This is a genomic window from Synechococcus sp. HIMB2401, from assembly GCF_042883245.1.
In the GTDB taxonomy this organism is placed as follows: Bacteria; Cyanobacteriota; Cyanobacteriia; order PCC-6307; family Cyanobiaceae; genus Parasynechococcus.
Map to the genome: position 1 here is coordinate 693,284 of NZ_JBDJKK010000001.1, position 25,864 is coordinate 719,147.

Genomic DNA, 25,864 nt, shown 5'->3' on the forward strand with positions numbered 1-25,864 from the left:
TTCGGTCAACGATGACCCAACCCACGACACCCGCTCCAGGAGAAGACAGCAAGGGCTTCTGGCGCAATCTGATTCTCTGGGCCCTGCTGGCGCTGCTGCTGCGCTGGTTGGTGGTGGAACCGCGCTGGATTCCCTCCGGCTCGATGCTGCCCACCCTGCAGCTGCAGGACCGCATCCTTGTGGAGAAGCTGAGGCCCCGCCTGGCCCGCAGCCGCCACAGCCATCTGCACCGGGGCGATGTGGTGGTGTTCGCCCCGCCGGAGCAGCTCGTGGCCGCTGGCTACGACGCATCCGCTGCACTGATCAAACGGGTGGTGGGACTGCCTGGCGATCAGTTGGAGGTGCACGACGGCAGGCTGTTCCGCAACGACGAACCTGCTGCAGAACCCTGGTTGGCGGAACCGATCAACTACGAGATGGCCTCGATCACCGTGCCAGCGGATCAGCTGTGGGTGATGGGGGACAACCGCAATGCCAGCCTCGATTCCCACCTCTGGGGATCACTGCCGGAAACCAATGTTCTGGGAACGGCGGTGTGGCGGTATTGGCCGCTGCAGAGGTTCGGTCCGTTACGGATCACCGAAAGCAGCGATGGCAGTTGATTCCAAGGGCCTGCGTTAAGGTCAAGTCCGTGATGAACATCACAGGCGAATGTTTAACCCCGAGTTTCTGACAACTGAGAGCAGTGACGGTCACGCGGGGAACAGCTTGATCCAGTACCTGCAGGAGCAGTCTCCAGACACCTTGCAACGGGTCGCGAAATCAGCAAGCAACGATATTCAGGACATCATTCGCCACAACGTTCAGGGTCTGCTGGGAATGCTTCCTGGCGAGCACTTTGAGGTGAAGGTGACGGCCAACCGCGACAACCTCGCCAACATGCTGGCCTCGGCCATGATGACGGGTTATTTCTTGCGCCAGATGGAACAGCGCAAGGAACTGGAAGAGACCCTGTTCGCTGATGAGCAGATGGCGATCGAGCCGGAAGACGAACTCAAGCTTTGATCACGGGCTGATCAGGCACAACGCCGAGATCGAGCAAACGCTGATCAATGGATCCAAGAAACTCCCAGTTCTCAGAACTTGGAGCCCAGTCCCGCTGTTGCAATGACGCGAGCAGGTGTTGCACGGTTTCGGGCGTGAATGTGACCGGCGCGCTGTAGTGAGCCGGCACCAGCCAGCGCAGCTCAGCCTGGCCGCTCAACTCCTGCAGCCATCGCAACAGAGCCTCTTTGGCTCTGGGCAACACCAACCGCTCAAGCACCGGGGCCACCTGCAACCTGGGCGCTTCTTCGCCGATCAAGCCATCGGCTGCCACCTGCCAACCGGCTTTCCAGCGGAAGGGGTAGAGGCCGAAGTGGGCTTTCAAGGAACGCAGCCCGGGCTTGAACGCATCCCGAAGCAACTCCGGCAGCGCGGGGACCTCCAGCGGTTCCGGCCTCAGGTAGGAGGCAAACAGCACCAGCCGGGCCCAGCCGCGGCGGCGGGCTTCCGCTGAATCGCTGAGGGGCTCATCGCCGCGTTCGCGAGCATGGAACAACAGCGGCGTTGGATCGAGGTCGAACAAGGCCGGGGGGTCAGCACTGATGCCCACCAGGGCATCGGTCACCAACAGAGCGCCTGACGGGCGATGCAAACAGGAGACCTCCTGGAAACGGCCCACGCCAAGGTCGAGCGGTCCAAGGGAGAACCACTCACAAACATCGCCATGGGGAAGGCCATCGTCGAACAACACCTTGGTGCGACGGGCCGGCACACCCAACCAGGACAGAGGCAACTGCACCGGGAAGCTCCACTGGCCCGGACACACCCAGATGTCCGCATCCGGGAAGGCGCGGGCCAGGGGACCGAGGGGAAGCTTGTGCTCTAAGCCAGAGGCGGTGGGCAGCACGATCGTGCACACGGGGCCGTGTTGTTGCTCCAGCCCGGCGATGGCTTGGCGCACTTCACCGGTGGGCGGCAGAGGGTTCACCAACATCAAGCCGCCGGGCACCTTGGCCACGGTGAGCCGCACCGGCACGGCCACGTAATACACCCCCTGCAGCTGCTCCAGGCTCCAGAGCTGGCCAGGGATCAGCTCACTGAACAGCGTGCGGCGGCGGCCGTAGGGGTAAAGCGGCAGCAGCGGCCAGAAACCCCAGCGCTGATCCGCAGGATTCACACCAGCTCCAGCCACCACACTCCCCATCAATACGGTGATTCTGCAGAGGAATGGATCAGGCCAGGGTCAAACCACCCACTCCGGCGCAGAACAGCACCACCCGCCACGCCGGTTGCCGCCAGCTCACCAGCACCATTGGACCATCCCTCAGATGAGGGAGTGTTCAAGTCGGCGCCCTCCCTCAAAGGAGGGAGTCAGAACGAACAACCTCACCCACATTTCCATCAACAACCAGGCCGCCTGCAAAAAAGGGGGTCGAATTCAGCGGCGATTGGAGCGCTTGGAGTGGCTGTGTTTCGACGACAAATGCAACAGGTTGGATGCCTTGTCTTGCTCTTCCACCTTGGTGAGCTTTTTCACCAGCGTCCAGGTGTCTTGCGCAGACATTTCCCCATCTTGCTCCCATTTGATGCTCGACAATTCAGCAGGAGACATCAAGGGAAGACTTGTCTTTTCAACTTAAGGAACGTGATGTCGATGTAGCCGTTGCCACCAAGTGATGTCACTTAAGACTATCGGAAGTTGGTTTACCTGGATACAACGTTCTGCAAGAAGGCAATAAAAAAGCCTCAGCCGCATGGGCTGAAGCCAGGTGATGGGGAACAAATGAAACATACCGGCACTGCACCCACAATCAAGGGCTGAGGACACCACATCTGGTGGCTGGCGCAGCCTTGCCGAGGCTCGTAACACCACTGAACTCCAGCTGCCAACCCGAAAAGGTCAGTGCGAACCGAACCAGGAGCAACAGGTTCCAAGACGGATCGTCAACAACGCCAGAACGCCAACCGCAGCAGCCACAAACGACACTCCCATCAGCTGCTGACGGCGCTTCTCACTCCTGGCCTCGACCGATTGGCTGCCGTTCAACAGAAAAATCCAGACGCGCCAACTTAAGCGTTTTCAGTAGCTTGCGCTACCAAGACAGGCGTTCTGCCGGCGATGCTGCGGCGGCTGCGTGCGCTGAGTTGCGTGCGCGCCCTGAGATGACGGTGACGGCGACAGGGCCTTTCGTACAGATCGGCGCTGTTTTTCCACGAGCGCGGGTAAGGCCAGCTGCGTTTGACCGCAGGCGAATTGGTTGTTCTGCAACACCACCATGCGTGGAGCCACAGGGCGGTCATGCCACAGATCAAACCAGTCATGGCTGCATGATGAAACCCATCGGGGCGGCGTCAAGCGCAGGCCAGCAACCTAAGCAACGCCGAGTCATCCCCCCGCAGCTCTGCGTGAATGAGTGATACGGCCTGTTGCCAAGTGGCCTTGGGCCGATGCAGAACGGGTGCATCGGATCAGCAGCCATGGCCAAGCGTCGCTTTCTCGAAAAGCAACCGCTCACCGAAGCGGAAGGACTGACCGCCCTGATCATGATGGGAGTGGGGCTCACCCTGGGTGGCATCAGCGTGACCATCCTGATGGCGCTGAACGCCTCAGCCGCAGGGTCTTGGCAGGAACTCTGGCTGTCAGGCCAACTGAATTTCTGAGCTCAGGCCAACCAAGGCCAACGGATCCCGAACGCCTCCAGGGGGTCCATCACGAGTTTGTTTAGGGCCCGGCCCAACAGGACCTGGGGTTCTTCCGGACGGATCGGCCGCACCGGATGTTCTGGGCGGGTCGCAGCATTCGCCCAGAACATCACCCCACTGCGCATCAAGGCGTTGGCCGCCTCAAGACCGCAGACGTAGGCCCGTTCCTGGCACAGGCCCTTGGCACCGTGCTCGCGTTCGCCCATCCGCACCCAGTCGCCAGCGCAGACCACAGACGGAAGTGCCGTCTGCAGCGGCGGCCGCTGGCTGAAACTGCCGGGGGAGAACAACGACACCGAGCCCGGGTAACGCCGCACCTCAAACTCAAGCACCTGGGCAAGCCGGAAGGCCGGCACCGCCTGGGGCAACAACTCATTCAGCATGGTGTCGACGATCTCTTGATCACTCAAGGCTGCGATTGCCGTGGCGTTGTAGAAGTCGCTGGCCACCACGGATCCCTGGGGCTCGCTGCCGCCCCAGAGCGCATCAAGATCCGCGTCCTGCAGCTGGTCGAGCATGAAAAATGTGGCGCCCGCACCTTGCAAGGCGTCAAAGCGCGAGAAGACATTGGCGGGATCGGCGACCGCAATGGTGCGATCCAGCCACAACCGCACCGACACCACATCAATCGCCCCCAAACCGCCAGCAGACGCCAGCTCCGGCAGCACATCACTGCAACACGGCGACTCCGCCATCAGGGCATGCATGCCCTTGGCACCCACCGCCAGCACAACCGCATCAACGTCATCAACAACGCTGGAGCGGCCTGTTGCTTTGCAACGGACATCCACCGACCGAATCGCCTCGCCTGGCTGATCAAAATTCAGGCGCGTGGCCAACGTTCCTCCCAGAACAGTGAGCAGACCGGAGTCGAGCAGGCGTTCCGCCAGGGGAGCGATCAGCTGCTCGGCGATGCTGCCAGTGCGAATCCAGCGCACATCAAAGGAATCTTGATGCGCCAGGGCGTAGTAGTAGAGCAGCTCCATGGTGACGGCTGCCGATAATTCCTCCGGTGGCTTGAACAGACCCACCAAAAGAATCGGACGCAAGAATTCGTCGATCATCCGCTCCGTGATTCCCAGTTGGCGGAACAGGGTCAACGCATCGATGGCGTCGTACCGCCGGAAGGTCTCCTCGTTGCGGTTCAGATCAAGCATCGCCACCAAAAGGCCGGCAATGCTCAGGCGATCGGCAACAGGCAGGCGCTTGAAGTTCTTGATCGTTGCCATGGCCTGCCCCAGGGGGCTGGGCAACTGCAACCCGTCACCGAACACCGGGGCCGTGGCCTCCAGACCGGCGGGAGACCAGAAGGCGCTGGTGGTGAATTCAGTGAACACATCGGTGAGCCCAAGCTCATCGGTCAGCGCATTGATGTTGGGGTAATCCCTCCAAAAGCCCCGGGTGCCCGCTTCGAAGGGTTTACCGCTGGCGGTGCGCATCGGCGTCCTCCCCGTGGGATCCGACATCCCGTCAACCAGGGTGACGCGAACACCGGCTTCACAGAGGGCTTTGGCTGCACCCCAGCCGGCCCAGCCAGCACCGATCACCACCACATGGGAGCCATCCGCGCTGGCGACCTTGGCTTGTTCAGGCATCAACCTTTCGGACTTAGTCGTTTTTGGGGGGTTTGATCAGCTCACCGGTCTGCAACGACACCACAGCAAAGCTGCCCACAAAAACCAACACCACAAGAGCGAGGAAGGCTGCTGTGAGATTGCTGATCTCAAGCTGCCCGAGCATGAAGGCCAACAAGGTCGTCATCAAAAGCAGCAACAGCTTTTGAACTTAAACGGACTCGTCGTTGTTCAGATTGCCAAAAACCACGCCTGCCATCGACAAACCAATGGCAAGCATCACAACGGCTTCGATCATGCGGCTTTGGTGGAGATGCTCGGCGTCTTGAGCAGAACCGCCGCAGCGGATGCCATAACCGTCGCCTGTCCAGAGGAAGCGGATTTCGCCTGGGGCTGCCAAGTGGATGCTGCTGAGCAACGGGTGGGATTCTTCAACCAAGAACTGCGACCCATCAACCTTCAATCAGCTGAGGTAAGTATTGCGGCTGAAGCTCAGAAGATCTGTCTGATTGGCGACCGACGCCAAAAGTGAGTGTTTCTTGATCAAGCACTAATAGCGTCAGGCGTTGCTGCCGACAAGCGATCACGGATCTGAACAGCAGCCTGGCAATAGGCCGCCCATCCCCCCATGCGCCGCAGATCGGCACGGCCACGGTCATCGACGGCATTCGACACACAAACACCCTCCACTTCTGCTTTTTCAAACGCCGCCAACAAGGGGATTTCCGCCTGCATCACATCCACATCAAAACCCTCCAAAATTTGGCGTGCTTCCTGCGCAAGCCGTTGTTTTCGGCTGTCCACCTTCACCAACAATGCGACATGCATGGTGTTCATCTGCCTGAGGATTGAGGAGAGTTCAACAGTGAGCTCAACCGATCTCGCCTGCGGCGTAGTGGGCAGCAAAACAAGATCTGCTCCGGCCGAAAGATTCTTGAGTTCATCTTCGTGGCTGCTGGCCTGCCCGTCGGTGATGATTACTTGGGCATGGCGGGTGGCCTTTGCTGCAGCCTCCACAGGCACCACTTCAAACGGAAGCATCCCCCGGGCTGCGTAGGCGGTTGCCGAGCGGTTGCGATCCTCATCAACAACACACACCGACAGGCCCTGCTGGGCCCATACACAAGCCAAATGAATGCTGGTGCAGGTTTTTGCCACACCACCCTTCTGGCCAAAGACAGTCAAAAAAATGGCTGAGGTTCAGATGCGCGGAATGATCGCGTCGTTGGGGAAGAACTCTTCAAACACACAGATGCGGTCTGCCCAACGGGCCTCCACTTCCAAACGCATCAGGCGATTGCGCACCCACATCAAGGTGTCGACATCAATCGGTTTATGGAACTTGTGCTGCTGCGCCTTCACCCAATCATCCTTGCTCTGAGAGCTGTTCATGACCGCGAAAACTAACCTGCCCACACCGTACGGATGGCGTCCTTCGGCGCCATGAGCTTCACACTGAGTAAGCATCAAGGATCACTCAATCGCAGCCGAACTGTTCAGCAGAACAACGAATTAATGGAAGCTTTGAGTCCAAGCCATAGCGATCAGAGCCTGAACCTCAGGATCGGTAGCCGATCCATCATTCCGACCATTCAAGCGGCGACAGAATCGATTCAATTCACCTTCAGCCGTGATGACCCAGAAAGCACCTCAACTCAAGCCACGCCCGGTGCACACACCACCCAAACGCGCATGAAGCACTTAAAGGCCTGAATCAACCCATCGGAGCTGAACAGATCTCCTGTTCTGTAACAGCACGAACGACACGTGGATTGACACCACACTTATAAAGGATCTGTAGCAACTGCTACGCAATCACGTTCACCTCGTCTTCGGCGAGGCGCAGTTCGACTCAGGCCATGGAACGGGGACCTGAGCTTGCTTCGAGGAACCCATCATGACCCTGACCTATCGCGGCCAGAAGTACAACCAGAACAACACTGCTGCATCCAACGTTCAGCGTCCGGTTCTTGTTTATCGCGGTCAGAAAGTCGCCAGCTGACAACAGCACGACGACCTCTTACAAGCCCCGCCTCGGCGGGGCTTTTTTATGGCTCATTTGCCTTCAGGATCGGGCTGTTTTGCCTTCCAACGTTCAAACCAAACGGCGACGGCGAGGGACACACCCACGGCAAAGCCAGCACCAATCAGCACCACACCAACTTCCACCGGCATCAAGACCACCTGTTGCTACCCCAGATCATCGGACAAGAGCGTCACTGAACCAACGACTGATACGCCTCATTGACGCGTCGAAACGCCTCAGCAGAACCACCGAGATCGGGATGGTGCTGCTTCACCAGTTTTCGATGCGCCTGCTTGATCTCAGCGAGGGACGCGTTGGCCTCTAAGCCCAACACCCTTAAAGCGGCACGGCGTGGATCACGGGCGTTGCCATCGTCCTGACGATCCGTTTGACGTTGGTCCGTTCGGGTGCGGCGACCCTGCCGCCTTGAACCTGATTGGTCCTGCCGCTGACGCAACTGCTCCACCACACGCTGTGGATCCTCATCCAGCCATTCACTGGCGCGAACCCCAAACAAGGCAAACGCCGCCAGAACGGCCGTTGTTTGCTTGTTCGGCTTGGCTCCCACCGCCGCCATGAGATCTGTTCCCAGCCCCCGAACCAACCGATCCAACCGCTGTTCAAGGGTTAAGTGGGCAGGAAAACCACTGCGGTTGAGCTGCTCGATCAACAGCTCCAATCCGCGCTGACGCAGTGCCGTCCATCCCGGCTGCTGAGCCAGGGCCTGCCCCCAGGCCCGCACCTGTTGGCTGCTGATGCGCGGTGGAGCTTGTGCCGATGGCTCAGTCCAGGGGCGATGGGATCTGGGCTCCGTACGAATGCGTTGGCGTTGCTGACGTTGCAGTCGCTCCAACTCACGGTTGAGCCGCAACACCTCGCGACGCAAAGCGTCGTTCTCCGCCAGCAACGCCTCAACATTGCTGGTGACCCGTTGTTCAGGGCGTCCGCCTGACCACTGACGCGGATCAAAGCCCAAAGCGTGTCTCCCGCCTCACCATGGCAACAACTCACCATTGGCATGCCAGAAGCTGCCGCTGGTGGCCATGGTCAAGCCATCGATCCGGGCCAACAGCCCCTTCACCGACTGCTCGGGGTGGATCCCGCTGGGATTGAAGCGAATCATGCGAGTTCGCACCAATCCGGGATGCAAGATCGCCACGGCGATGCCCCGCGGTTCCAGATCAATCGCCAACGACTTTCCGGCCATGTTGAGCGCCACCTTCGACATCCGATAGCCATAGGAGCCTCCCGAACTGTTGTCGTCGATGGACCCCATGCGGCTGGTCATCAGCACCAACTTCGCTCCGTTGGGCATCTGATCCACCAACGCCCTGGCCAGCAGCAAAGGAGCAAGGGCGTTCACCTCAAACTGGCGGCGAATCCCGGAGGGATCCAAATCCATCAGGCCCATCGACTGCAAAATCCCGGCATTGAGGATGACGCCATCGAGGGGCAAACCATCCAGTCGCTGCACCAGGTCATCAATGGCTTGGCTGTCGCTCAACTCAAGGGCGGCTTCCACCCGCACCCCTAGGCCCTCCAGTTCATCACTGGTTTGACGGCAAACGGCCACCACGTCATCGCCACGGGCCTTGAGCTGCCTGCAGTATTCCAAGCCGATCCCACGGTTTGCGCCGGTGACCAGAAACGTCGCCATCGGGAGGTTTCAGCAACCGCCATCCTGCCGGCTCTTGCGTCGATCCCCTGACGCGATCACGCCGGGAAATCCCCCTCGACGCCGTACTGATGCAAACACTGTTTCACCGTGAGCACGGAGACCGTGCTGCCGGTCTCTGCATCCACCAGCAGATAGGGGCAGCCTCGGAGCACGCAGCGTCGCCGTGCGTCGATATAGGCATCAAAAGCGTTGGCATGGGAACACTCCTCCACCCAACCTTCACTGCTGAGATACCGCGTGAGGATCATGCCCACAGGCCCCTGGGCCACCGGTTATGGCTCAGGACATTTCACATCCAAGAAAGAGCCTTGAAGTCTTCGGGATCGCAACGGCTCGGGAAACGCCGAAGCAAGGCAGATCAATGGGGTTCAGCTGATCCCTGCACAACGGTGACCACCTGGTTCCAGGTGGCATGCACCACGCGATAGGTCTTCAACGTGGCGCGCGATTTGGTGCGGGCATTCACAAAGGCTTTGAACTCCGTTTTGAAGCAGATCTCCTGGATCCACTGCCCTCCTGTATCAAGCCTCTCGATGCAATACATCAGAGATTTAGCGGTTAAAAACATCACAACCGCAAAACATTTGCTGAGCACAAAATCGAAAGGTGCTGTTCGGGATCAATCAAAAAAAAAGCCCCCGCGCTTGGCGGAGGCTCAGGTGGTGTGAGGAGTCGACGATTTTGCAACTGCCGACACCGATTTCATAGCTCGATTTCAGATCAGCAGCGGCCCCGGCCACAAAGCTTTATCCGCTACAGATAAAGAACACTGGCGCGACAACGCCGGAGCGCATCACGCACAGCCTCCAGCCTCGTTTCGTCCGGCCGATGCAGTCCGGCAGGCACCACCATCTCGTCGTTCGCATCCAGATGAACCCGTGCCGAGAACCAGGTGCCAGGTCCTGGAACAGACGCACGGCAGATCGGATCCTGGTTTGCATCCAAACGTCGCTCGATCAACCAACCCTCCACCCGATCCAAGGGCTGAAACGACGTGGAGGCAGAGGCGACGGACGCCATCAGGGTGAGCAGCAATAAACGCAGGGCCTGCATCACAAGGCTGGGGCAAGCGAAGCGCACCCATCGTCACAGAGAACACCGGTTCAACCGCGCCGTTGCGTTAGAAGGTCTGCGTCGCGGAGCCGTCGATGCCGTTATTTCGCTGTGAAGGGTGCTCCTTGCGCATCGAGCGCTCGATGGCGGCGTATTGGCGCAATAAGGGGAAATTGCTGTGCTCATCGTGTCTCGACCGTCAGGAGATGCCTCTGAAAACGGCCGAGGGCGGCCGAAAGCAAGGTTCTTCCGAATTCCGTGCCAACAGCAACAAAAGCTGACGCCAGCTGTGGGAATGATGCTCGGGTCTTTCCCTTCCCCCGATCCATGGGTTTCCTCGCCGTCGCCGGATGCGTGCTCCTGGCCTCCGCCATGTCTGCTGCACTCACCACCAAGCCTTCCAAAGCCTGAGCGTTCAAAACGCCAGCAAAAGCTGAACAAAAACCGGGCCAGGCCCGGTTTTTTTATGGCGCTGAGCTGTTAGCCATGGATCTTTTCTCCTGCAAAAGAGATTTAGAACTGCAAATCAGATGTGCATGGCGCCCCCTCACGGCTGTAGATCCTTGATCCACTTAGCAAATCCCATGGAGAGCATCAGTCGCATCTGTGCCACCTCCAAGGGCACAACCATTGATGCCATCGGCCAGGGCCGCTACCGCGTCTGCAATCGACAGGCGGTGTGCTCTGACGTTGAAGGTCTCTGGCAGGCCTATGAAATTCTGCGGCGTCAGGAACAATCCTTAAGTTGATCGTTGCGGCCTAGAATAAGTATCAACACTTACAGCACTTTAGTGTTCAGCACGTAACACTTGGTGCACCCCGGTGAGGGGTAATGCGTCGACTCCGGGAGGGCCTAGGGAACCCTCCTTTTTTATGCAGTTTTTCAGAAACCCAGCGTTCCTGCACTGTCCTCCCCGAACTCCAGGTAAAGGCAGCGGGCATCATCAGCCCGTCCGCAATCAATCAGATGTTGAACACGTTCGCGCCACCACTGCGACACACCAGAACTCAACTCTTTGTTAGGCAAACCACCGAAGGATTCACTCACAGCAATCATCCGTGTTGAGCAAACGCTAAGCAGCACGATTGACAACGCGAATTGGCCTGTTACGTGCTGTTAGCAGCTGTTGTTACCCAACAGCCATCTTCTGCAAAATCGGCCACACCAATCATTTGTAGCGGTTCACACTCCGCAGAGCATCAAAGCCGCAGACAGTGAAATTGCGGATGAAACCTAGGGTTCCGATCTCTTCACGGGGATGCCTGGTCCAAGAGGTTTCCACCGGCCTAGCCGGTTGCACGGAGGGACAAAAGCCCGGGAGACCGCCTCAACGCCCACTCCCTTGTTTGATGTCATCCCCATCGGACCCTTCAGGGGCCTTCCAGCGTTCGCATCCCAGCGAAGGCATGCAGGCACTCGAGAAGGAACGCAAGCTTCCACTCACTGGCTGGCAGCAAGAAGTTGACCAGGCCAAACGCTTCGGGCTTGAAGCCGCCGAAAGCATTGTTGACCGCAACATCTCCACCTTCTCCAGAGGTGAACTGCCGCATTTCGCCGGCATCAACACCTTCATGAAAGCGCCCTACTTGGAAAATGTGAACCAAGTGGGCAACTACGACGTCGCCATCGTTGGTGTACCTCACGACTGCGGAACCACCTACCGGCCCGGAACGCGCTTCGGCCCCCAGGGGATCCGACGAATTTCAGCTCTTTACACCCCTTACAACTACGAAATGGGGGTCGACCTGCGTGAACAGATCACCCTCTGCGATGTGGGTGACATCTTCACGATCCCGGCCAACAACGAAAAGAGCTTCGATCAGATCTCCAAAGGCATCGCCCACGTCTTCTCGAGCGGCGCCTTCCCGATCATCCTCGGTGGCGACCACTCGATCGGTTTCCCCACGGTGCGTGGGGTGTGTCGCCATCTCGGCGACAAAAAAGTGGGAATCATCCATTTCGATCGCCACGTCGACACCCAGGAGATCGACCTTGATGAGCGGATGCACACCTGCCCTTGGTTCCATGCCACAAACATGGCCAACGCCCCGGCAAAAAACCTGGTGCAGCTGGGCATTGGTGGTTGGCAAGTGCCTCGCGAGGGCGTCAAGGTCTGCAGGGAGCGGGGCACCAATGTGCTCACGGTGACCGACATCACTGAAATGGGGCTGGAAGCCGCAGCCCAGTACGCCATTGAACGAGCCACCGATGGCACGGACTGCGTCTACATCTCTTTCGACATTGACTGCATCGATGCCGGCTTCGTGCCGGGTACTGGCTGGCCTGAGCCCGGTGGCCTGATGCCGCGAGAAGCGCTCAAGCTGCTCGAGCTGATCGTGCGCAACGTTCCCGTCTGCGGCCTGGAAATCGTTGAGGTTTCACCTCCCTACGACATCAGTGACATGACCTCCCTGATGGCCACCCGGGTGATTTGCGACACCATGGCCCACCTTGTGGTGAGCGGTCAGTTACCCCGCAAAGAGAAGCCGGACTGGATCAGCGACACCTGCAACATGAACGTTGATCAGAAGTGGAGATAGGCCATGCATGAAGTCGACATGACCAAGTGCCTGCTGATCTCCCTGAATGAATGGCGCGACCGTCGCGAAGACACCTCTGCGATGGTCGAAACCGTTCATCTCGATGTGGGGCGATTCACCTGCGTTGAACCCGATCAGCTGGTGACCACTTACAACGCTGCGGTGCAGGGCACCTGGCTAGATGGATCCCGGCTCACGATTAAGGAAATCCCCTTTGTGGGCCGCTGCTTGATCTGCAACGGCACCTACGACCCCGTACCCGAAAACGCCTACCGCTCTCCCTGCTGCGATCACCCGCTTGAGGAGATCGTCAGCGGTAGGGAATTGCGCATCCGCAGCATCGATTACCGCAGCGATGCCTCCGCTGCCCTTGAGTCCGCTCCAATCCAGCGTCAGCGCTGAAACCAATACCCCCCCTTTTGCAATGCATATGCCTCTTGAGGACACCCTCGGCCTCAATCTGCTTGCCGCCAACAACCATCAGGCCGAACACAACAACGAGCATTTCCAGAGCTGGGATCTGCTTTGCCTCAACCTGATGAGCAGCCCAGGCGCAGGAAAAACCGCCCTGCTCGAACGGTCCCTCCCAGCCTTGGCTCGCGAACTCAGCATGGCCGTGCTGGAAGGCGACATGACCACCCAGCTGGATGCCGACCGATTGGAAACCGTTGGCATCCCGGTGGTGCCCATCACAACAGGCAGAGCCTGCCACCTCGATGCGGCCATGGTGAGTGGTGGCCTGGAGTTGCTGCAACAACGGCTCGATCCTTCCGCGCTGGATTTACTGCTCGTGGAGAACGTGGGCAACCTGGTCTGCCCTGCGGAATTTGACGTTGGGGAACACCACAAAGTGGCGTTGCTCAGCGTGACCGAGGGCGATGACAAGCCGCTCAAGTACCCCCTGATGTTCCGCAACGCGGATGTGGTGCTGATCACCAAGGTGGATCTTCTGCCCCACCTGCCTGTGGATGTGGCAGCGATCCGCCGCAACATCCACAGCATCAATCCCAACGCCACGGTGATCGAGGTCTCCGCCCTGACAGGTGAAGGCCTGGATGCCTGGCACATCTGGGTGCGGCAAGCCCTCGCCAGCCGGACCACCACAACCCCTGCTCTGGCCACCGCCTGAGCAGATCAATTCAACGTCTTGTTCCTCCCGCCCATGCCATGACAAAACAACTGCGCAACCTTCTCTTCGCCGGCCTCGCCATCGTGCTGGCCGTCGCTTGCTCTAAGCCCTCCACACCGATGGTAAGTGGCACCCCGATCGTTTTGGGCTACAGCAACTGGGCCGGATGGTGGCCCTGGGCGATTGCCGTGGAGGAAAAGCTGTTCGAGAAGAACGGCGTGAATGTGGAGATGAAGTGGTTCGACGGCTACGTGCAGTCGATGGAAACCTTCGCTGCTGGCAAGATCGACGGCAACTCCCAAACCTTGAACGACACCATTTCTTTCCTGCCGGGTGAGAACGGCGGTGAAGTGGTGGTTCTGGTGAACGACAACTCTGCTGGCAATGACCAGATCATTGCCGATGCCTCCATCACATCCATCGCCGATCTCAAAGGCAAGACCGTTGCTGTTGAGGAAGGCGTTGTGGATGACTATCTGCTCAGCCTGGCCCTCAAGGATGCGGGCATGAGCCGCGACGACGTGGTGATCAAAGGCATGCCCACCGATCAGGCAGCCACTGCATTCGCGGCCGGTCAAGTTGATGCCGTTGGTGCCTTCCCTCCCTACACAGGCACCGCCATGCAGCGAGAAGGTGCCCAGGTGATCGCCAGCTCCAAGGAGTATCCAGGTGCCATTCCTGATCTGCTCACCGTCAGCGGTGATCTGATCAAGGAGCGCCCCGACGATGTGCAGAAGATCGTGAAGACCTGGTGGGACGTTCGCGAGTTTATGGAAAAGAACCCCGAAAAATCCGAGGCGATCATGGCCAAGCGTGCCGGCATTCCCACTGAGGAATACGAGCAGTACAAAGACGGCACCCGCTTCTTCTCCATCGAGGAAAACCTCGAGGCCTTCAGCACTGGTGAGGGAATGAAGTTCATGCCATTCGCCGCTGAGTCGATGGCCGACTTCATGGTTTCGGTGGGCTTCATCCCTGAAAAACCAGACTTGAGCAAGCTGTTTGACGACAGCTTCATCAAGAAGGTCGCCGCCTCCTGATGACTGCCACGGCCGCCGCTGCTCGCAAGGGGAGAAGCAATGGGCTTCTCTCCCTGTTCACCCTTGGTGCCATGCCATCCAAGGCCGTGCGTGGCGGCCTGCAGGTGGCATCACTGCTGGTGCCCCTGCTGCTCTGGACCGCCATCGCTTCCCTCGGACTGGTGGATGAAAAATTCCTTCCCTCTCCGCAGGCCGTGTTCCGCTCCCTGGCCTCCATGGCCGAGAGCGGAATCCTTTTCCAAGACATTGTGGCCAGCACCGGCCGCGTGTTTGGAGGATTTCTTCTCGCCACACTTCTGGCGGTGCCGATCGGCATCTGCATGGGGGTGTACCCAGCGATCTGCGCAATCTGCGAGCCGCTGATCGCCATGCTGCGTTACATGCCTGCAGCGGCATTCATCCCTCTGCTGATCATCTACCTCGGCATCGGGGAGGAACCCAAGATCGCTCTGATTTTTCTCGGCACGATCTACTTCAACATCCTGATGGTGATGGATGCGGTGAAGTTCGTTCCCAAAGAACTCATCGAAACCACACTCACCCTGGGTGGACGCAGCCGGCAGGTCCTGGTGCAAGTCGTCGCCCGCTACAGCCTGCCCAGCATCATCGACACCTTGCGAATCAACATCGCAACCTCCTGGAACCTTGTGGTGGTGGCTGAGCTGGTGGCCGCGGAAGTGGGCCTTGGCAAACGCATCCAGCTGGCTCAGCGCTTTTTCCGCACCGATCAGATCTTCGCCGAGTTGATCGTTCTCGGCTTGATCGGCTTCGCCATCGACATGGGATTCAGGCTTTTGCTGCGTCTCAGCTGCAAATGGGCGGTGTGAGCCTTGGAACTGATCGTTAACAACCTGAGCAAGCGTTTCGGGGAGAAATTGATCCTCGATCACCTTTCGTTTTCCATGAAATCCGGAGACTTCATGGCCCTTGTGGGCAGCTCTGGGTCCGGGAAGAGCACGATTCTGCGGCTGATTGCTGGTCTGGATCAACCGAGCAGCGGCAGCATCACTGTTGACGGCACCCCAGTCTCTGGTCCCGGGCCAGACCGGGGCATGGTGTTTCAGAAATACAGCCTTTATCCATGGCTCAACGCCGCTGAGAACGTTGCCTTCGGGATGCGACTTCAGCGGATGAAAGCAGCAGAGATCAAGGAGCGAACAGCCTATTTCCTCGAAGTGGTTGGCCTTAGTGACGCCGCCACAAAATTGCCGCGCGAACTGTCGGGCGGAATGCAGCAGAGGGTGGCCATCGCCCGGGCCCTCGCCACCAACCCCAGCATCCTGTTGCTGGATGAACCCTTCGGGGCTCTGGATCTACAGATCCGGGAATCGATGCAGGACTTCCTGCTCAAGCTCTGGCAACGAACAGGCCTGACCGTTCTGCTGATCACCCACGACGTGGAAGAGGCTTTGGTGCTGGCCCAGCGCGTCCACGTGCTTGCCCCAAATCCAGGGCGAATCATTCGATCCCTCGATGTCGATCTCGACAAAACCGATCTCGATCAGCTGCGCCTAAGCAGCGACTTCCTCTCCATGCGTCGTTCCCTCTCCGCCACCATGCGGGAGCTGGAGCCGGCACTTTCCTGACAGAACTGTCTTAAGTGAAGCCGTGTTGAATCAGACGTTCCTTCCTGCATCGCTGTACCGCGGCGACGCGATGCATCAATGGGACATCCACACCTATGCGAACCACTACTGGCATCCGGTTGCACCAATCAACCATCTCCAACCGGGAGAGGTGCTGGCCATCACCATGCTGGATCAGCCACTTCTGCTCACCTGGCCCACTGGAGAGCATCCCCGTGCTTTTCGCAACCGCTGTCCCCATCGCGGTGTTGCATTTCGGCAAGGCGGAGGAACGGGGCAGTCCTGTCGACGCCTGGTCTGTCCTTATCACGGCTGGACCTACAACCTGCGCGGAGAGCTGCTGGCCGCGGCGCGTGAAGCCGATTTTGAGCAGGACTTTGACCGCCAGGGATGGGGGTTGCAAGAGCTTGCCTGCCGCATCGATGGCCCACTGATCTGGATCGCTTTCAGCGATCAAGCTCTAACGCTCGAGGAGCAGCTGCAGCTGGTTCATACCGAAGCCGGAGCAGCCTGGAACACTGCATCCACCCTGCTGCGACAGAGCCGAAGCAGCCTGGCCTGCAATTGGAAGATTGCCCACGACAACACACTTGACGACTACCACGTCGCCATTGCCCATCCGACAACGCTGCACCGCGAACAAGGGCCTGTGAGGGATTACCTCCATCGCTTCAGCCAACACAACAACCTTCTGGAGACACCCCACCCGGACGGGGGTCGATTCCTCACCTTCGGGCTGCCGCCATGGAGCCATCTGCTGGTCTGGCCAGACGGGCGGTTGGCATGGCTGGAATTCATGCCCGAACGACCCGACCGCTGCACGATGCAATTGCACTTGTTTGCAGGCAGCGACGCCATGGATGCAGCCACAGCCGACGCCTGGCTGAGGGACATGCTCACCTTTCTGGACGAAGACAAGGCTTTGGTTGAATCAGTCCAATACGGATATCAAGAGGATTTCCAGCCAGGGCCTCCGCATCAGCTGGAACGAAGGATCCTGCATTGGCAGGGTCTTTACCGAGAACGGTTGGGATCAGCAGGAAACAGCATTGAGGAACGCAGCCATGAGGCCATCTCTGCATTGAGCAGCTGAACATCCGCAAGGGGTGCAGCTGTGAATGGCTGAAGCGGCATGTAGCCATCGGGGCCAAACTCAGGCGTCATCGTGATCGGCCATTCGGGCCTCGCGCTCTGATCGAGAAACAACTGCCAACAGCGGCGATGGCTCTCGAGGGCCTCAGCCCATTCCGGTGCAAAAGGGTGGCTGACGGAGGGCCCCTGAGCATGGCCGATGCGGGCATGAATGTGATCAACCCGAGCGGCCACTGCCTGAATGGGGGGCAGTTCAGGTGTCATTAACCGTTCCGATACCGCACACCAGTGACTGAGATCCGCTGTGAGCCGAAGCCGTGGATGGCGGGCCAGCCAGGCGGGCATGCGCCATGGGTCGAAGAGAGAACGACTGCGATGCGTCTCGAGCGTCACCGGAATCGAACACGCATCAATTTTGTCCAGAAGTCTGTCGAGGAAACGATGCTGCTCGACTTCTTGCCAGCTATCGCTGCCGGTGATCAGAGTGATCTTGAGCGGGGCCAGCGCCATGGCTCGCTCCAAGCCGCGATGAACTTGATCAAGATGCTGCGATGGAGAGCAGTTGAGATCGGGGGTGTAATCCCCCCCGGTAACAATTTCAACAATCAGATGCTGTTTTGCATCGGAGAGGCAGCGACGGATCCCTTCAGGCTGAAGAGCCTTAAGACAAGGGTGATCGAGGTTCACCTCAAGGCCATCAAAGTGCTCGCATTCAGCGGAGGAGCAGGCCTGTTCAAGGGAGCCAGTCCAGCCCCACAGTGTTTTGAACAGCAGCAACCTGGGGCTGATCAATGGATTTCCGTAAACACCTGCGGCTGAATGCCGAGATAGATCGCTTCGCGGAAGAGAGCCTGCTTCGCCTTGGCATCACGGTTCTGTTCCGCCAAGCGAAACCTTTCACGCAACGATGCGATCAACGTGGTTTGACGTGGGTTGCCCGGAGTGCCGGGAGGAGAGCTTGTCACCACCAGAGCGCGATCTCGGCCTCAGTATGGGAGAGCATCAGCCAAAGGTGTTGCCGTTCCATCCCCAGCAGCTGGCCTGCACATCCTCAAACCCGATGTACACACGGTTGGCGGGGATTCCCGTCCTCGCCTGAATCAGCTCACAGAACGCAGCTGTCATCGCAGGCGGACGCAGCGCACCGATCGATTTCACCTCGACATAGGCACATGGCTCATGACTGCCGGCGAAGGTCATCGGAACGCCTGTCTCCAGAAGCGTCATCACGTAAGCCTCCGGCTTGCCCGTCTGATTGGCCAACTCAGACGAAAGCTCCTGCAACAAAGCCGATCCGTCTTTCAGTGCTGGAAGCGACGTGCGCACATTGATCAGAGGCATCGGCTCAAGAATGCTGGGAGAAGCTTGGCACTCTCAAGCCATGAGTGCCAAGCCCTGAATGTTGATCTAATTGAAATATTTCCAAAAGCAAAGAGCATCAACCTGAACAATTCGAACAAAGAAAGGCTCATAAATTTCACGCAAAAGTGATCAGCTCAATGATCCTTCTTCACTTCTTTGGCCTTGGAGACGTTCTGCGTCGCTTTGAACTCGAGCAGATCACAGGTCTCACAATCATGGGATTCAGGCCACTGAGCCTTGATGAATTGATGCACTGGTCGCAAAACATGGCCGACCAGCACCACTGGGATGGGGAGGCGATTCGTCACGACGTGATGAGCACCTGGCTCGATCAAGCCGAAGACATCAGCCGCTGGAGGCATCGGCTGGATCAGGCCCCTGCTGAGGTTGAACTGTTGGCTGGCATTGGCGATCAGCACACCTGGCGTGATCATTGGGAAGGCATGCTGCGCCAAACACCGCGTGCCGGCTGGTCATAACAAGCGGAGTGCAATGACAGGCTGTCCCCCGATCAGCGGACGAGAAGCGGACATCGCCGCTGTGATGCTGACCCCGCGTCACGTGTGGGACAACAGCGCGATCGATCTTGAACAACTGCGTTCCGGATTTGCCTGTGCTCTTCACATGCACCAACCAACGGTGCCGGCGGGGGCGAACAACAGGTTGATCTCCCATCTTCAATACATGCTCGATCACCCCAACGAGGGTGACAACCACAACGCAGAGCCATTCGCCCACTGCTATCGGCGTCTTGCCGACCTGCTGCCTGAACTGATCAACGAAGGCTGCAACCCAAGAATCATGCTCGACTATTCGGGCAATCTGCTCTGGGGAATCGAGCAGATGGGGCGCGGCGACATTGGCGATGCACTCCACTACCTCGCCTGTGACCCTTTGATGCAGGGACATGTGGAGTGGCTCGGAACCTTCTGGAGCCATGCCGTGGCTCCATCCACACCCATCCCAGACCTGAAACTGCAAATCAGCGCCTGGCAACAGCAGTTCGCGGCCTGTTTTGGCAGCGCTGCCCTGGAGCGAGTGAAGGGGTTCTCACCGCCGGAGATGGCTTTACCCAACCATCCCGACACCCTGTTCGAATTCATCAAAGCCCTCAAAGAAGCTGGATATCAGTGGCTTCTGGTGCAGGAGCACAGCGTTGAACGCATGGACGGCAGTCCACTGCCGCGAAGCCAATGCTTCATTCCCAATCAACTTCTCGCCAGGAACAGTCGAGGCGAGGAGATCAGCATGACGGCACTGATTAAAACCCAGGGATCTGACACCAAACTTGTGGGCCAGATGCAGCCTTATTACGAGGCATTGGGTTGCGAACGGCAACGTCTTGGTGACGTTGCGCTGCCATCTCTGGTGAGCCAGATCGCCGACGGAGAAAACGGTGGGGTGATGATGAATGAATTCCCAGAAGCGTTCCGGCAGGCCAATCGCCACATCCGTGACAACCCCAACGGCACCGTGGCCATCAACGGCAGTGAATACCTTGAGGCCCTGGAGCGCAAGGGCGTGAATCGCCACCACTTCCCCACCATCCAGGCGGTACAACAACACCGCCTTTGGCAAGAGCTTGATAACAACGCCTCAGCTGAAGCGATGGAAGAGACCATCAGCAAACTGAGGGCTGACGACACCAGCTTCAGCATGGAGGGTGCGTCCTGGACTAACGACCTGAGCTGGGTTGAGGGTTACGCCAATGTGCTGGGCCCGATGAATCAACTCAGCGCTCAGTTTCATGCGCTGTTCGACCGCTCAGTCGCCGCAGACCCCACCACCACCGGGACCCGGGCTTATCAGGAAGCGTTGCTGCATGTGCTGCTGCTGGAAACCAGTTGTTTTCGCTACTGGGGTCAAGGAACCTGGACCGACTATGCCCAGGAGATCCATCGCCGGGGAGAGGAGCTGCTGAATCAGAGAACGGCAACGACTCCAACCAGCTGAGAGATGCTTTACAGAGCGTTACATTCGTGTAACGTGATGAGAGCTGGAGGCACCTGATGGGTGATTACACAACTGCAATCATCGCCATGGTGGGCATTGGCACCGTGTTGACGGCTGCTGTGGTGTTTGCCCTGATGCGTCCCAGTGACATGCCACCCATCGACGAGAACCGCAATTGAGCATGGGAATCGTTACAGAACTGCTGATCGCTGCCACGGAAATAGGAATTGCCCTGCTGGTGGCTGTTTCCCTGCCCGTCGCTGAATCCCAGAATTGATTTCGAGTCAGCCGATCCCCTTTAGGCGAAATTCCATATAAATCGAAGCGGCATCGCCCTCGCGATCGAGCTCCTGCAGGTCGCTACATCGCGCTTGCATCCAGTAAACCGTTTCCCTCCAAACTTCAAGGTGATAACGGCGCTCGAGATTTTGTCCAGAACCGTCCAAAGCTCTACCTGCATCACCCTCAAAATATAAGCAATGCACAAAGGCATCGCCTTCGATGTCAACATTTAGCGACCGGCGCTTGCTTCACATCAGGATGGCAAGAACGAGGGTTAATGTTCTTTCATCCAGACCAAGTACGGAACAGCACACAGCAGGGATAAAACGTACCCGTTGTTACGACAACGCAGGATCTAGTCAATACTTTGAACTGATCCTGCCGACGTCACCATGGAGCCCATCGCTCTGACACTTGGCCAACTATTCGACATTGAACAACGCAGTCGCGATATCAATTCAATGACTGACGTGAAACAGCTTCAGGAGATCAGCAAAGATCTGCTTCTGGCTTGGCAGCAGGAGATTGCCCGCTCACGGGCAGCAGCCAGCCCACACAAGAAATAACGCTTCGTTACAGTTGGTTGACATGCTTGGAAGTCATGAACCTGAGCTTGCCTCAGCAGTTCGAAGCTGAAGCGATCAAGCGGTCCATCAACGAAACCGACGATCTTGACCAGTTGAAAGCTCTGGCACGGGAACTCGCAGATCTCTATGTGCGTCAGAGAGCTGCCACGGCCTGGGTGATCGCCGAAAAATAAGCATCACACTTTGCTGTCGTTTCGCCAGCGTCGTTCCAAGCGCTGACGTGCTTCGTCAACGGTTTGCCCACGGGAAAGAGCTGTTTTGTCGCGGTAGGGGCGCGTGATCGACCAAAACTTGAGGGCAGACGCCAGCGCCACCACCAACCATGCGAGCACAATCCAACCCGGATTCGTCATCGTTGCCCAGCAATGCGCTCCATGATGGCGAACGGGACGCGAGTCTTGCCTGTTGCCTGCATGTCCCCTCACCAGTGCAACCGTGGATCCTGAGGTGCGCCAGTTCGTGATCAGCCAGTTGGTGGTGATCGCCTTACCAGTTGGAACCCTGTTCGGCATCTGGCTTTGGATGCTGAACTGGGGCGGTCGTTCCCGCAGAGACCAGTGACCTTCCTTGCCGGCCTACTGGCCCCCGTGTTGATGCTCTTCCATCTTTCTGGCCCCGTCCCTGCGGATCTCGGCGTGAGCAACGGGGCGTTGCGCGACTGCCCGACAACAGCTCACTGTTCCAGCCAAACCTGGGCGAGCTCCGACCCGATGGCGGACTTCAGCAAGCTGAGTGGGTTGGTGCAGGAGTCGCCGAGGACGGTTGTGATTGATCAAACCGAGACCTACCTACATGCCGAGGCCAGCAGCGCTTTCTTTGGCTTTGTGGATGACTTGGAGCTGTTCGCTGATCGCGACAACAAACGGATCCAGGCACGGTCCGAGTCGCGTCTCGGCGACTCGGATCTTGGTGTGAACGCCGCACGATTGGCGGCGCTGCGGTCGGGACTGGAAAGCTGAAGGCCGCTTAAACCTTGGCGCGACGCAGTTTGCTCAGATCGGTGATCATTTCCTTGATGCCAACCACGAATCCGATGGCGGCCAAGGCCACGATGCTCAAGATGATCACCGTGTCGAGCAGCGAACGTGGATCGATCCAATCAGGCATGGCATGAACCGTGGGCTGATCTCGTATTAGCCAGAGCCGGATAAAATCCCAGCACGTAGCGCGAACGTTCAACACAAATCGTCAGACATGCACGACATCATTTGCCCTCACTGCAATACCGCCTTCAAGGTGGATGAGGCCGGGTATGCCGACATCCTCAAACAGGTGAGGGATCATGAATTTGAACAGCAACTGAACAAGCGACTGGCCCTCGCCGAACAGGACAAACGCAATGCCATCGAGTTGGCCGTTGCCAAAAAAGACAGGGAAATGCAAACGCTTGAGGCCCAACTCAAGCAAAGTGAAATCCATCAGGAACTGGCGATTAAAGATGCCGTGAACAAAGCGGAGAAGCAGCGTGATCGCATTGCCGCTGAACTCCAGCAGATTCGTGAGCAGCAGGCCACAGAACTACGCCTGGCTGAAACCAAATTCGCCAAAGAAATGCAGGCGATGACGCTACAAAAAGACAGTGAAGTGAGGGATTTGCAGGCGAAGCTCCAGGCTGGAGCCATGCAGCGCCAGCTGGCCGTGAATGAAGCGGTCAGTTCCGTGGAGAAGCAACGCGATGCACTTCAAAGCGGCTTGAAGGAAGCGGAACTGAAGCATCAACTGGAATCTCAATCACTGAAAGATCGTTACGAAGCCCAGCTCAGTGATCGGGATCAGGCCATTGAACGCTTGCGCGACATGAAGGCGCGGCTTTCCACCAAAATGGTGGGAGAAACCCTTGAGCAACACTGCGAAACCGAATTCAACAGGATTCGTGCAGCGGCTTTCCCAAAGGCCTATTTCGATAAAGACAACGACGCGCGCAGTGGAAGCAAGGGTGACTACATCTTCCGCGACCAGGACGACCACAATAACGAAATCATCTCGATCATGTTTGAGATGAAAAATGAGGCTGATACAACGGCCACCAAAAAGAAAAACGAAGACTTTCTCAAAGAGCTAAATAAAGATAGAAACGAAAAAAATTGCGAGTATGCGGTGCTCGTCTCCCTGCTGGAGCCTGAAAACGAGCTTTACAATTCAGGCATTGTTGATGTGTCTCATCGCTTCCCGAAGACCTACATCATTCGCCCACAATTCTTTATTCCATTCATCACATTGCTCCGCAATGCAGCCATGAAGTCTCTGGAATACAAGGCTGAACTAGCTCTGGTGAAGGCACAGAACATTGATGTCACCAGTTTCGAGAACGACCTCGAAACCTTCAAAACAGCCTTCTCACGCAACTACGACCTCGCCTCCAGACGCTTCCAAACGGCAATCGATGAAATCGATAAGTCGATCGATCACCTCCAAAAAACCAAGGATGCACTGATGGGTGCTGATCGAAACCTGAGGCTTGCCAATGACAAGGCACAGGATGTGACCGTTAAAAAGTTGACCCGACGCAATCCAACGATGGCAGCCAAGTTTGCTGACTTGAACAACGCTCCTGATCAGAAATCGGCCTGAGCCATGCCCTCCAGTCCACGCAACCGCATTGGCGAGGTTTACGGCAAACTCACCGTGGTGCGCGCATCCGAACGGCGAACCAAAGCAGGAAACGCTTTTTGGTGGTGCCGCTGCAGCTGCGGGGCCGAGCGGGAAGTTCCCAGCGACAAGTTGTCGCTGAACACGGCACGCCGCAAGCCCACCGTGAATGCCTGTGAAACCTGTTCCCGCGAACTTCAAATTGAAGGGGTTTATCGCAAAAACGATCGGGAGGAAAAACAACGCCGCCAAGCAGCGCTGGAAGCCAGATCACAGCTGAAGGGTCAAGTGCCTGATCGCTGGCTTTCCCTGCCACTCACCGATGCTCACGCACGAGAACTGGGACAAAAACTCTTCTTCCGCGGCACAACTTGCCTGCGTGGACACCTCGCGCCTTACCGCATCAACGGCGGTTGTCAGGCTTGCTCCGGTCAGACCCCATCCGCGGCAAATTCGCCATCAACCAAGCCCAAAGGGTCATAACAGCGGCACCAAAGGCCATCATCGCCAGGAGCTTGGCTTCCATTCAGAGGAAATCGAAATCGTCTTCCGAATCACCGGAAAATGCATTCATCACGAGGGCAGAAAAGGGCACAAATACGGCCGCCATCACAAGTATTTCCACGGGCTTAAAAACTACTAACTAACCTTAACGGGCTTGACTTTACAAAAAGTCATCAGCACTACCGTCCCGCTGGAGTGAGTTCAAATACTCATTTCTGATCCAGGTATAGGCATTTGACTCCGTTGTCAGCCCAGACGACCGAATCAGACTGAACTGAGTCGGACAACGACGATGCCAAAGGTGCTGAAGGCGGCCTCACAGACGATTCGCAATCTGCTCAAGCCGGCAACTCAACACAGCTTCTCCGAAGACCGGCTGCGCAACGACCGGCAGAGCTACATCGCGATGACGCGGGCACTGGTCAATGCCCAGCTCAAATGGCGTGATGCGGAGCTCAGCTCACGCCTCTGGAAAGACGTGGCCGACCGTGGCATGGATCGCGGCCGCCTGCTTCAACTCATCTACAGCGTTGACGCTCATCACGATGATGTAGCCCTGCAGAACGCCGATACGGCCTATCTGCAGCTGGTTGATCCCAGCGATCCCTGAGGCGGAACTGCTTTAGAGCTCAAACAGAGTGCCCAGCAGCATGGCGGGATGGGTTGACTCCCCTGCCGTGCTGCGTTCGAGCTGAACGGCCATCACGCAGTGGGCCATAAATCGAACGGCCGAAAGAACAGCCAGACCAATGCACAGGGGGCAGTGCGTGAGGGTCAAGACAGGGGCCTGCCGGAGTGATGGACCCATCCCAAAGCAGAAGCCGGGACGCGCCACGATCTCTTCAACAAGCGTCATGCAAGAGACCCATCCCACCCTGGGCAGGTAGTGGGGGATGGGGTAGAGGGCGGCTGGTAAAGTTGTTGTTTATTGCTCTCTTTCGGGGAACGGATGAGTCAGGTCACTGTCGGCGAAAACGAAGGTATTGAATCCGCGTTGCGTCGCTTCAAGCGCTCCGTCGCCAAAGCCGGCATCTTTTCTGATCTGCGTCGGATCCGTCACCACGAGACCCCCGTTGAGAAATACAAGCGCAAGCTGAAGCAGCGTTCACGCAACCGTCGTCGCTGAGCTCGCACGACACGTCAGCTGCAAACGGGCCCTCGGGCCCGTTTTTTTGTGCCCA

Annotated in this window: 42 protein-coding genes and 1 riboswitch; of the genes, 24 read left to right on the top strand and 18 right to left on the bottom strand. The window is 57.9% G+C overall.

Annotated elements, in window-relative coordinates; all coding sequences use genetic code 11:
- Positions 1–11: 11 nt before the first annotated feature.
- The gene (gene lepB, locus AAXE93_RS04220; protein WP_390128383.1) at positions 12–602 is read left to right on the top strand and encodes a signal peptidase I; all 591 of its coding nucleotides are present in this window, start codon (positions 12–14) and stop codon (positions 600–602) included.
- Between the two features lie 49 nt (positions 603–651).
- Complete coding sequence (locus AAXE93_RS04225) at positions 652–1,005, top strand: DUF760 domain-containing protein (protein WP_390128385.1); 354 nt, start codon at positions 652–654, stop codon at positions 1,003–1,005.
- On the opposite strand, the gene AAXE93_RS04230 is transcribed toward AAXE93_RS04225, so the two are convergent.
- From AAXE93_RS04230 to AAXE93_RS04240, 3 genes are all read right to left on the bottom strand, one after another.
- On the bottom strand, positions 995–2,188 hold the full coding sequence (locus AAXE93_RS04230) for a DUF4336 domain-containing protein (RefSeq protein ID WP_390128387.1): 1,194 nt from the start codon (positions 2,186–2,188) through the stop codon (positions 995–997). The genes AAXE93_RS04225 and AAXE93_RS04230 overlap by 11 nt on opposite strands.
- A gap of 234 nt (positions 2,189–2,422) precedes the next feature.
- Positions 2,423–2,596 carry a hypothetical protein gene (locus AAXE93_RS04235; RefSeq protein ID WP_390128390.1) on the bottom strand — a complete coding sequence of 58 codons (174 nt, stop codon included), beginning with the start codon at positions 2,594–2,596 and terminating at the stop codon, positions 2,423–2,425.
- 288 nt (positions 2,597–2,884) lie between these two features.
- Positions 2,885–3,031: a hypothetical protein gene (locus AAXE93_RS04240; RefSeq protein ID WP_390128392.1), complete on the bottom strand. Its 147-nt coding sequence runs from the start codon at positions 3,029–3,031 to the stop codon at positions 2,885–2,887.
- A 431-nt stretch (positions 3,032–3,462) separates the two neighbouring features.
- Here AAXE93_RS04240 and AAXE93_RS04245 point away from each other — a divergent pair, with 431 nt between their 5' ends.
- Positions 3,463–3,645 (top strand): hypothetical protein, encoded by a 183-nt coding sequence (locus AAXE93_RS04245; RefSeq protein WP_170950632.1) that lies wholly within the window; start codon positions 3,463–3,465, stop codon positions 3,643–3,645.
- A gap of 2 nt (positions 3,646–3,647) precedes the next feature.
- On the opposite strand, the gene AAXE93_RS04250 is transcribed toward AAXE93_RS04245, so the two are convergent.
- The 5 genes from AAXE93_RS04250 to AAXE93_RS04270 form a co-directional block, all read right to left on the bottom strand.
- Positions 3,648–5,282, bottom strand: coding sequence for an FAD-dependent oxidoreductase (locus tag AAXE93_RS04250; RefSeq protein WP_390128394.1), 1,635 nt, complete (start codon positions 5,280–5,282; stop codon positions 3,648–3,650).
- A gap of 13 nt (positions 5,283–5,295) precedes the next feature.
- Positions 5,296–5,448: a hypothetical protein gene (locus AAXE93_RS04255; protein WP_390128396.1), complete on the bottom strand. Its 153-nt coding sequence runs from the start codon at positions 5,446–5,448 to the stop codon at positions 5,296–5,298.
- A 24-nt stretch (positions 5,449–5,472) separates the two neighbouring features.
- On the bottom strand, positions 5,473–5,700 hold the full coding sequence (locus AAXE93_RS04260; protein WP_390128398.1) for a hypothetical protein: 228 nt from the start codon (positions 5,698–5,700) through the stop codon (positions 5,473–5,475).
- A gap of 104 nt (positions 5,701–5,804) precedes the next feature.
- The gene (locus AAXE93_RS04265) at positions 5,805–6,452 is read right to left on the bottom strand and encodes a ParA family protein (protein WP_390128688.1); all 648 of its coding nucleotides are present in this window, start codon (positions 6,450–6,452) and stop codon (positions 5,805–5,807) included.
- Positions 6,453–6,461: 9 nt separating this feature from the next.
- Positions 6,462–6,653 carry a hypothetical protein gene (locus AAXE93_RS04270; RefSeq protein ID WP_244272209.1) on the bottom strand — a complete coding sequence of 64 codons (192 nt, stop codon included), beginning with the start codon at positions 6,651–6,653 and terminating at the stop codon, positions 6,462–6,464.
- Between the two features lie 33 nt (positions 6,654–6,686).
- Here AAXE93_RS04270 and AAXE93_RS04275 point away from each other — a divergent pair, with 33 nt between their 5' ends.
- Positions 6,687–6,974: a hypothetical protein gene (locus AAXE93_RS04275; RefSeq protein WP_390128400.1), complete on the top strand. Its 288-nt coding sequence runs from the start codon at positions 6,687–6,689 to the stop codon at positions 6,972–6,974.
- A 184-nt stretch (positions 6,975–7,158) separates the two neighbouring features.
- Positions 7,159–7,263: a DUF4278 domain-containing protein gene (locus AAXE93_RS04280; RefSeq protein ID WP_390128402.1), complete on the top strand. Its 105-nt coding sequence runs from the start codon at positions 7,159–7,161 to the stop codon at positions 7,261–7,263.
- Positions 7,264–7,477: 214 nt separating this feature from the next.
- Here the strand turns inward: AAXE93_RS04280 and AAXE93_RS04285 are convergent, their stop codons facing one another.
- The 5 genes from AAXE93_RS04285 to AAXE93_RS04305 form a co-directional block, all read right to left on the bottom strand.
- Positions 7,478–8,263: a DnaJ domain-containing protein gene (locus AAXE93_RS04285; protein ID WP_390128404.1), complete on the bottom strand. Its 786-nt coding sequence runs from the start codon at positions 8,261–8,263 to the stop codon at positions 7,478–7,480.
- 15 nt (positions 8,264–8,278) lie between these two features.
- Positions 8,279–8,944, bottom strand: coding sequence for an SDR family oxidoreductase (locus AAXE93_RS04290; RefSeq protein WP_390128406.1), 666 nt, complete (start codon positions 8,942–8,944; stop codon positions 8,279–8,281).
- A 56-nt stretch (positions 8,945–9,000) separates the two neighbouring features.
- Positions 9,001–9,234, bottom strand: coding sequence for a hypothetical protein (locus AAXE93_RS04295; RefSeq protein WP_250397570.1), 234 nt, complete (start codon positions 9,232–9,234; stop codon positions 9,001–9,003).
- Between the two features lie 89 nt (positions 9,235–9,323).
- Positions 9,324–9,509: a hypothetical protein gene (locus AAXE93_RS04300; protein ID WP_114988977.1), complete on the bottom strand. Its 186-nt coding sequence runs from the start codon at positions 9,507–9,509 to the stop codon at positions 9,324–9,326.
- A gap of 209 nt (positions 9,510–9,718) precedes the next feature.
- Complete coding sequence (locus AAXE93_RS04305) at positions 9,719–10,018, bottom strand: hypothetical protein (protein ID WP_115132801.1); 300 nt, start codon at positions 10,016–10,018, stop codon at positions 9,719–9,721.
- Positions 10,019–10,602: 584 nt separating this feature from the next.
- Here AAXE93_RS04305 and AAXE93_RS04310 point away from each other — a divergent pair.
- The 8 genes from AAXE93_RS04310 (at position 10,603) to AAXE93_RS04345 (ending at position 17,407) form a co-directional block, all read left to right on the top strand.
- Positions 10,603–10,767 carry a hypothetical protein gene (locus tag AAXE93_RS04310; protein ID WP_170950997.1) on the top strand — a complete coding sequence of 55 codons (165 nt, stop codon included), beginning with the start codon at positions 10,603–10,605 and terminating at the stop codon, positions 10,765–10,767.
- Positions 10,768–11,241: 474 nt separating this feature from the next.
- Positions 11,242–11,342: riboswitch (guanidine-I (ykkC/yxkD leader) on the top strand.
- Between the two features lie 26 nt (positions 11,343–11,368).
- Entirely contained in the window at positions 11,369–12,559 is a 1,191-nt protein-coding gene (gene speB, locus AAXE93_RS04315) for an agmatinase (protein WP_390128410.1), read from the top strand.
- Positions 12,560–12,562: 3 nt separating this feature from the next.
- Positions 12,563–12,961, top strand: coding sequence for a hydrogenase maturation nickel metallochaperone HypA (locus AAXE93_RS04320; RefSeq protein ID WP_390128414.1), 399 nt, complete (start codon positions 12,563–12,565; stop codon positions 12,959–12,961).
- 22 nt (positions 12,962–12,983) lie between these two features.
- Complete coding sequence (gene hypB / locus AAXE93_RS04325) at positions 12,984–13,688, top strand: hydrogenase nickel incorporation protein HypB (protein WP_186498088.1); 705 nt, start codon at positions 12,984–12,986, stop codon at positions 13,686–13,688.
- Positions 13,689–13,726: 38 nt separating this feature from the next.
- Positions 13,727–14,728, top strand: coding sequence for an ABC transporter substrate-binding protein (locus AAXE93_RS04330; protein WP_390128416.1), 1,002 nt, complete (start codon positions 13,727–13,729; stop codon positions 14,726–14,728).
- A complete protein-coding gene (locus AAXE93_RS04335; protein WP_250397564.1) occupies positions 14,728–15,555 on the top strand; it encodes an ABC transporter permease in 828 nt (275 codons plus the stop codon). The genes AAXE93_RS04330 and AAXE93_RS04335 overlap by 1 nt, the downstream gene beginning before the upstream one ends.
- 3 nt (positions 15,556–15,558) lie before the next feature.
- Positions 15,559–16,314 (top strand): ABC transporter ATP-binding protein, encoded by a 756-nt coding sequence (locus tag AAXE93_RS04340; RefSeq protein ID WP_186495586.1) that lies wholly within the window; start codon positions 15,559–15,561, stop codon positions 16,312–16,314.
- A 22-nt stretch (positions 16,315–16,336) separates the two neighbouring features.
- On the top strand, positions 16,337–17,407 hold the full coding sequence (locus tag AAXE93_RS04345; protein ID WP_390128420.1) for an aromatic ring-hydroxylating dioxygenase subunit alpha: 1,071 nt from the start codon (positions 16,337–16,339) through the stop codon (positions 17,405–17,407).
- On the opposite strand, the gene AAXE93_RS04350 is transcribed toward AAXE93_RS04345, so the two are convergent.
- The gene (locus AAXE93_RS04350) at positions 17,329–18,183 is read right to left on the bottom strand and encodes a sugar phosphate isomerase/epimerase (protein WP_390128421.1); all 855 of its coding nucleotides are present in this window, start codon (positions 18,181–18,183) and stop codon (positions 17,329–17,331) included. The genes AAXE93_RS04345 and AAXE93_RS04350 overlap by 79 nt on opposite strands.
- Positions 18,184–18,408: 225 nt before the next feature.
- On the bottom strand, positions 18,409–18,747 hold the full coding sequence (locus AAXE93_RS04355) for a phenylpyruvate tautomerase MIF-related protein (protein ID WP_038555629.1): 339 nt from the start codon (positions 18,745–18,747) through the stop codon (positions 18,409–18,411).
- A gap of 158 nt (positions 18,748–18,905) precedes the next feature.
- Here AAXE93_RS04355 and AAXE93_RS04360 point away from each other — a divergent pair, with 158 nt between their 5' ends.
- The 5 genes from AAXE93_RS04360 to AAXE93_RS04380 all read left to right on the top strand — a co-directional run bounded on the left by AAXE93_RS04360 (position 18,906) and on the right by AAXE93_RS04380 (position 21,763).
- On the top strand, positions 18,906–19,247 hold the full coding sequence (locus AAXE93_RS04360; RefSeq protein WP_390128423.1) for a hypothetical protein: 342 nt from the start codon (positions 18,906–18,908) through the stop codon (positions 19,245–19,247).
- A 13-nt stretch (positions 19,248–19,260) separates the two neighbouring features.
- Entirely contained in the window at positions 19,261–20,721 is a 1,461-nt protein-coding gene (locus AAXE93_RS04365) for a glycosyl hydrolase family 57 (RefSeq protein ID WP_390128425.1), read from the top strand.
- Positions 20,722–20,777: 56 nt separating this feature from the next.
- Positions 20,778–20,900 carry a hypothetical protein gene (locus AAXE93_RS04370; protein ID WP_390128427.1) on the top strand — a complete coding sequence of 41 codons (123 nt, stop codon included), beginning with the start codon at positions 20,778–20,780 and terminating at the stop codon, positions 20,898–20,900.
- Positions 20,901–21,395: 495 nt separating this feature from the next.
- Entirely contained in the window at positions 21,396–21,569 is a 174-nt protein-coding gene (locus AAXE93_RS04375; protein WP_390128429.1) for a hypothetical protein, read from the top strand.
- 35 nt (positions 21,570–21,604) lie between these two features.
- Complete coding sequence (locus tag AAXE93_RS04380) at positions 21,605–21,763, top strand: hypothetical protein (RefSeq protein ID WP_170950585.1); 159 nt, start codon at positions 21,605–21,607, stop codon at positions 21,761–21,763.
- Positions 21,764–21,766: 3 nt separating this feature from the next.
- On the opposite strand, the gene AAXE93_RS04385 is transcribed toward AAXE93_RS04380, so the two are convergent.
- A complete protein-coding gene (locus AAXE93_RS04385; RefSeq protein ID WP_170951298.1) occupies positions 21,767–21,943 on the bottom strand; it encodes a hypothetical protein in 177 nt (58 codons plus the stop codon).
- 52 nt (positions 21,944–21,995) lie between these two features.
- Between AAXE93_RS04385 and AAXE93_RS04390 the strand changes: the two genes are divergently transcribed.
- Both AAXE93_RS04390 and AAXE93_RS04395 read left to right on the top strand, forming a co-directional pair.
- A complete protein-coding gene (locus AAXE93_RS04390) occupies positions 21,996–22,151 on the top strand; it encodes a hypothetical protein (RefSeq protein WP_186515622.1) in 156 nt (51 codons plus the stop codon).
- The gene (locus AAXE93_RS04395; protein WP_115132458.1) at positions 22,148–22,549 is read left to right on the top strand and encodes a DUF1499 domain-containing protein; all 402 of its coding nucleotides are present in this window, start codon (positions 22,148–22,150) and stop codon (positions 22,547–22,549) included. Before AAXE93_RS04390 ends, AAXE93_RS04395 begins: the two co-directional genes overlap by 4 nt.
- 7 nt (positions 22,550–22,556) lie before the next feature.
- Here AAXE93_RS04395 and AAXE93_RS04400 read toward each other — a convergent pair whose 3' ends face one another.
- Positions 22,557–22,697, bottom strand: coding sequence for a hypothetical protein (locus AAXE93_RS04400; RefSeq protein WP_170950994.1), 141 nt, complete (start codon positions 22,695–22,697; stop codon positions 22,557–22,559).
- A gap of 87 nt (positions 22,698–22,784) precedes the next feature.
- Between AAXE93_RS04400 and AAXE93_RS04405 the strand changes: the two genes are divergently transcribed.
- The 3 genes from AAXE93_RS04405 to AAXE93_RS04415 all read left to right on the top strand — a co-directional run bounded on the left by AAXE93_RS04405 (position 22,785) and on the right by AAXE93_RS04415 (position 25,293).
- Complete coding sequence (locus AAXE93_RS04405; protein WP_390128432.1) at positions 22,785–24,161, top strand: DUF2130 domain-containing protein; 1,377 nt, start codon at positions 22,785–22,787, stop codon at positions 24,159–24,161.
- A 3-nt stretch (positions 24,162–24,164) separates the two neighbouring features.
- Positions 24,165–24,662: an early protein (E6) gene (locus AAXE93_RS04410; RefSeq protein WP_115082102.1), complete on the top strand. Its 498-nt coding sequence runs from the start codon at positions 24,165–24,167 to the stop codon at positions 24,660–24,662.
- A gap of 313 nt (positions 24,663–24,975) precedes the next feature.
- Positions 24,976–25,293, top strand: coding sequence for a hypothetical protein (locus tag AAXE93_RS04415; protein ID WP_390128434.1), 318 nt, complete (start codon positions 24,976–24,978; stop codon positions 25,291–25,293).
- A 12-nt stretch (positions 25,294–25,305) separates the two neighbouring features.
- Here AAXE93_RS04415 and AAXE93_RS04420 read toward each other — a convergent pair whose 3' ends face one another.
- Entirely contained in the window at positions 25,306–25,539 is a 234-nt protein-coding gene (locus AAXE93_RS04420) for a hypothetical protein (RefSeq protein ID WP_006851686.1), read from the bottom strand.
- A gap of 93 nt (positions 25,540–25,632) precedes the next feature.
- Between AAXE93_RS04420 and rpsU the strand changes: the two genes are divergently transcribed.
- Complete coding sequence (gene rpsU, locus AAXE93_RS04425; protein WP_009790002.1) at positions 25,633–25,809, top strand: 30S ribosomal protein S21; 177 nt, start codon at positions 25,633–25,635, stop codon at positions 25,807–25,809.
- The last annotated feature ends 55 nt before the right edge of the window (positions 25,810–25,864 follow it).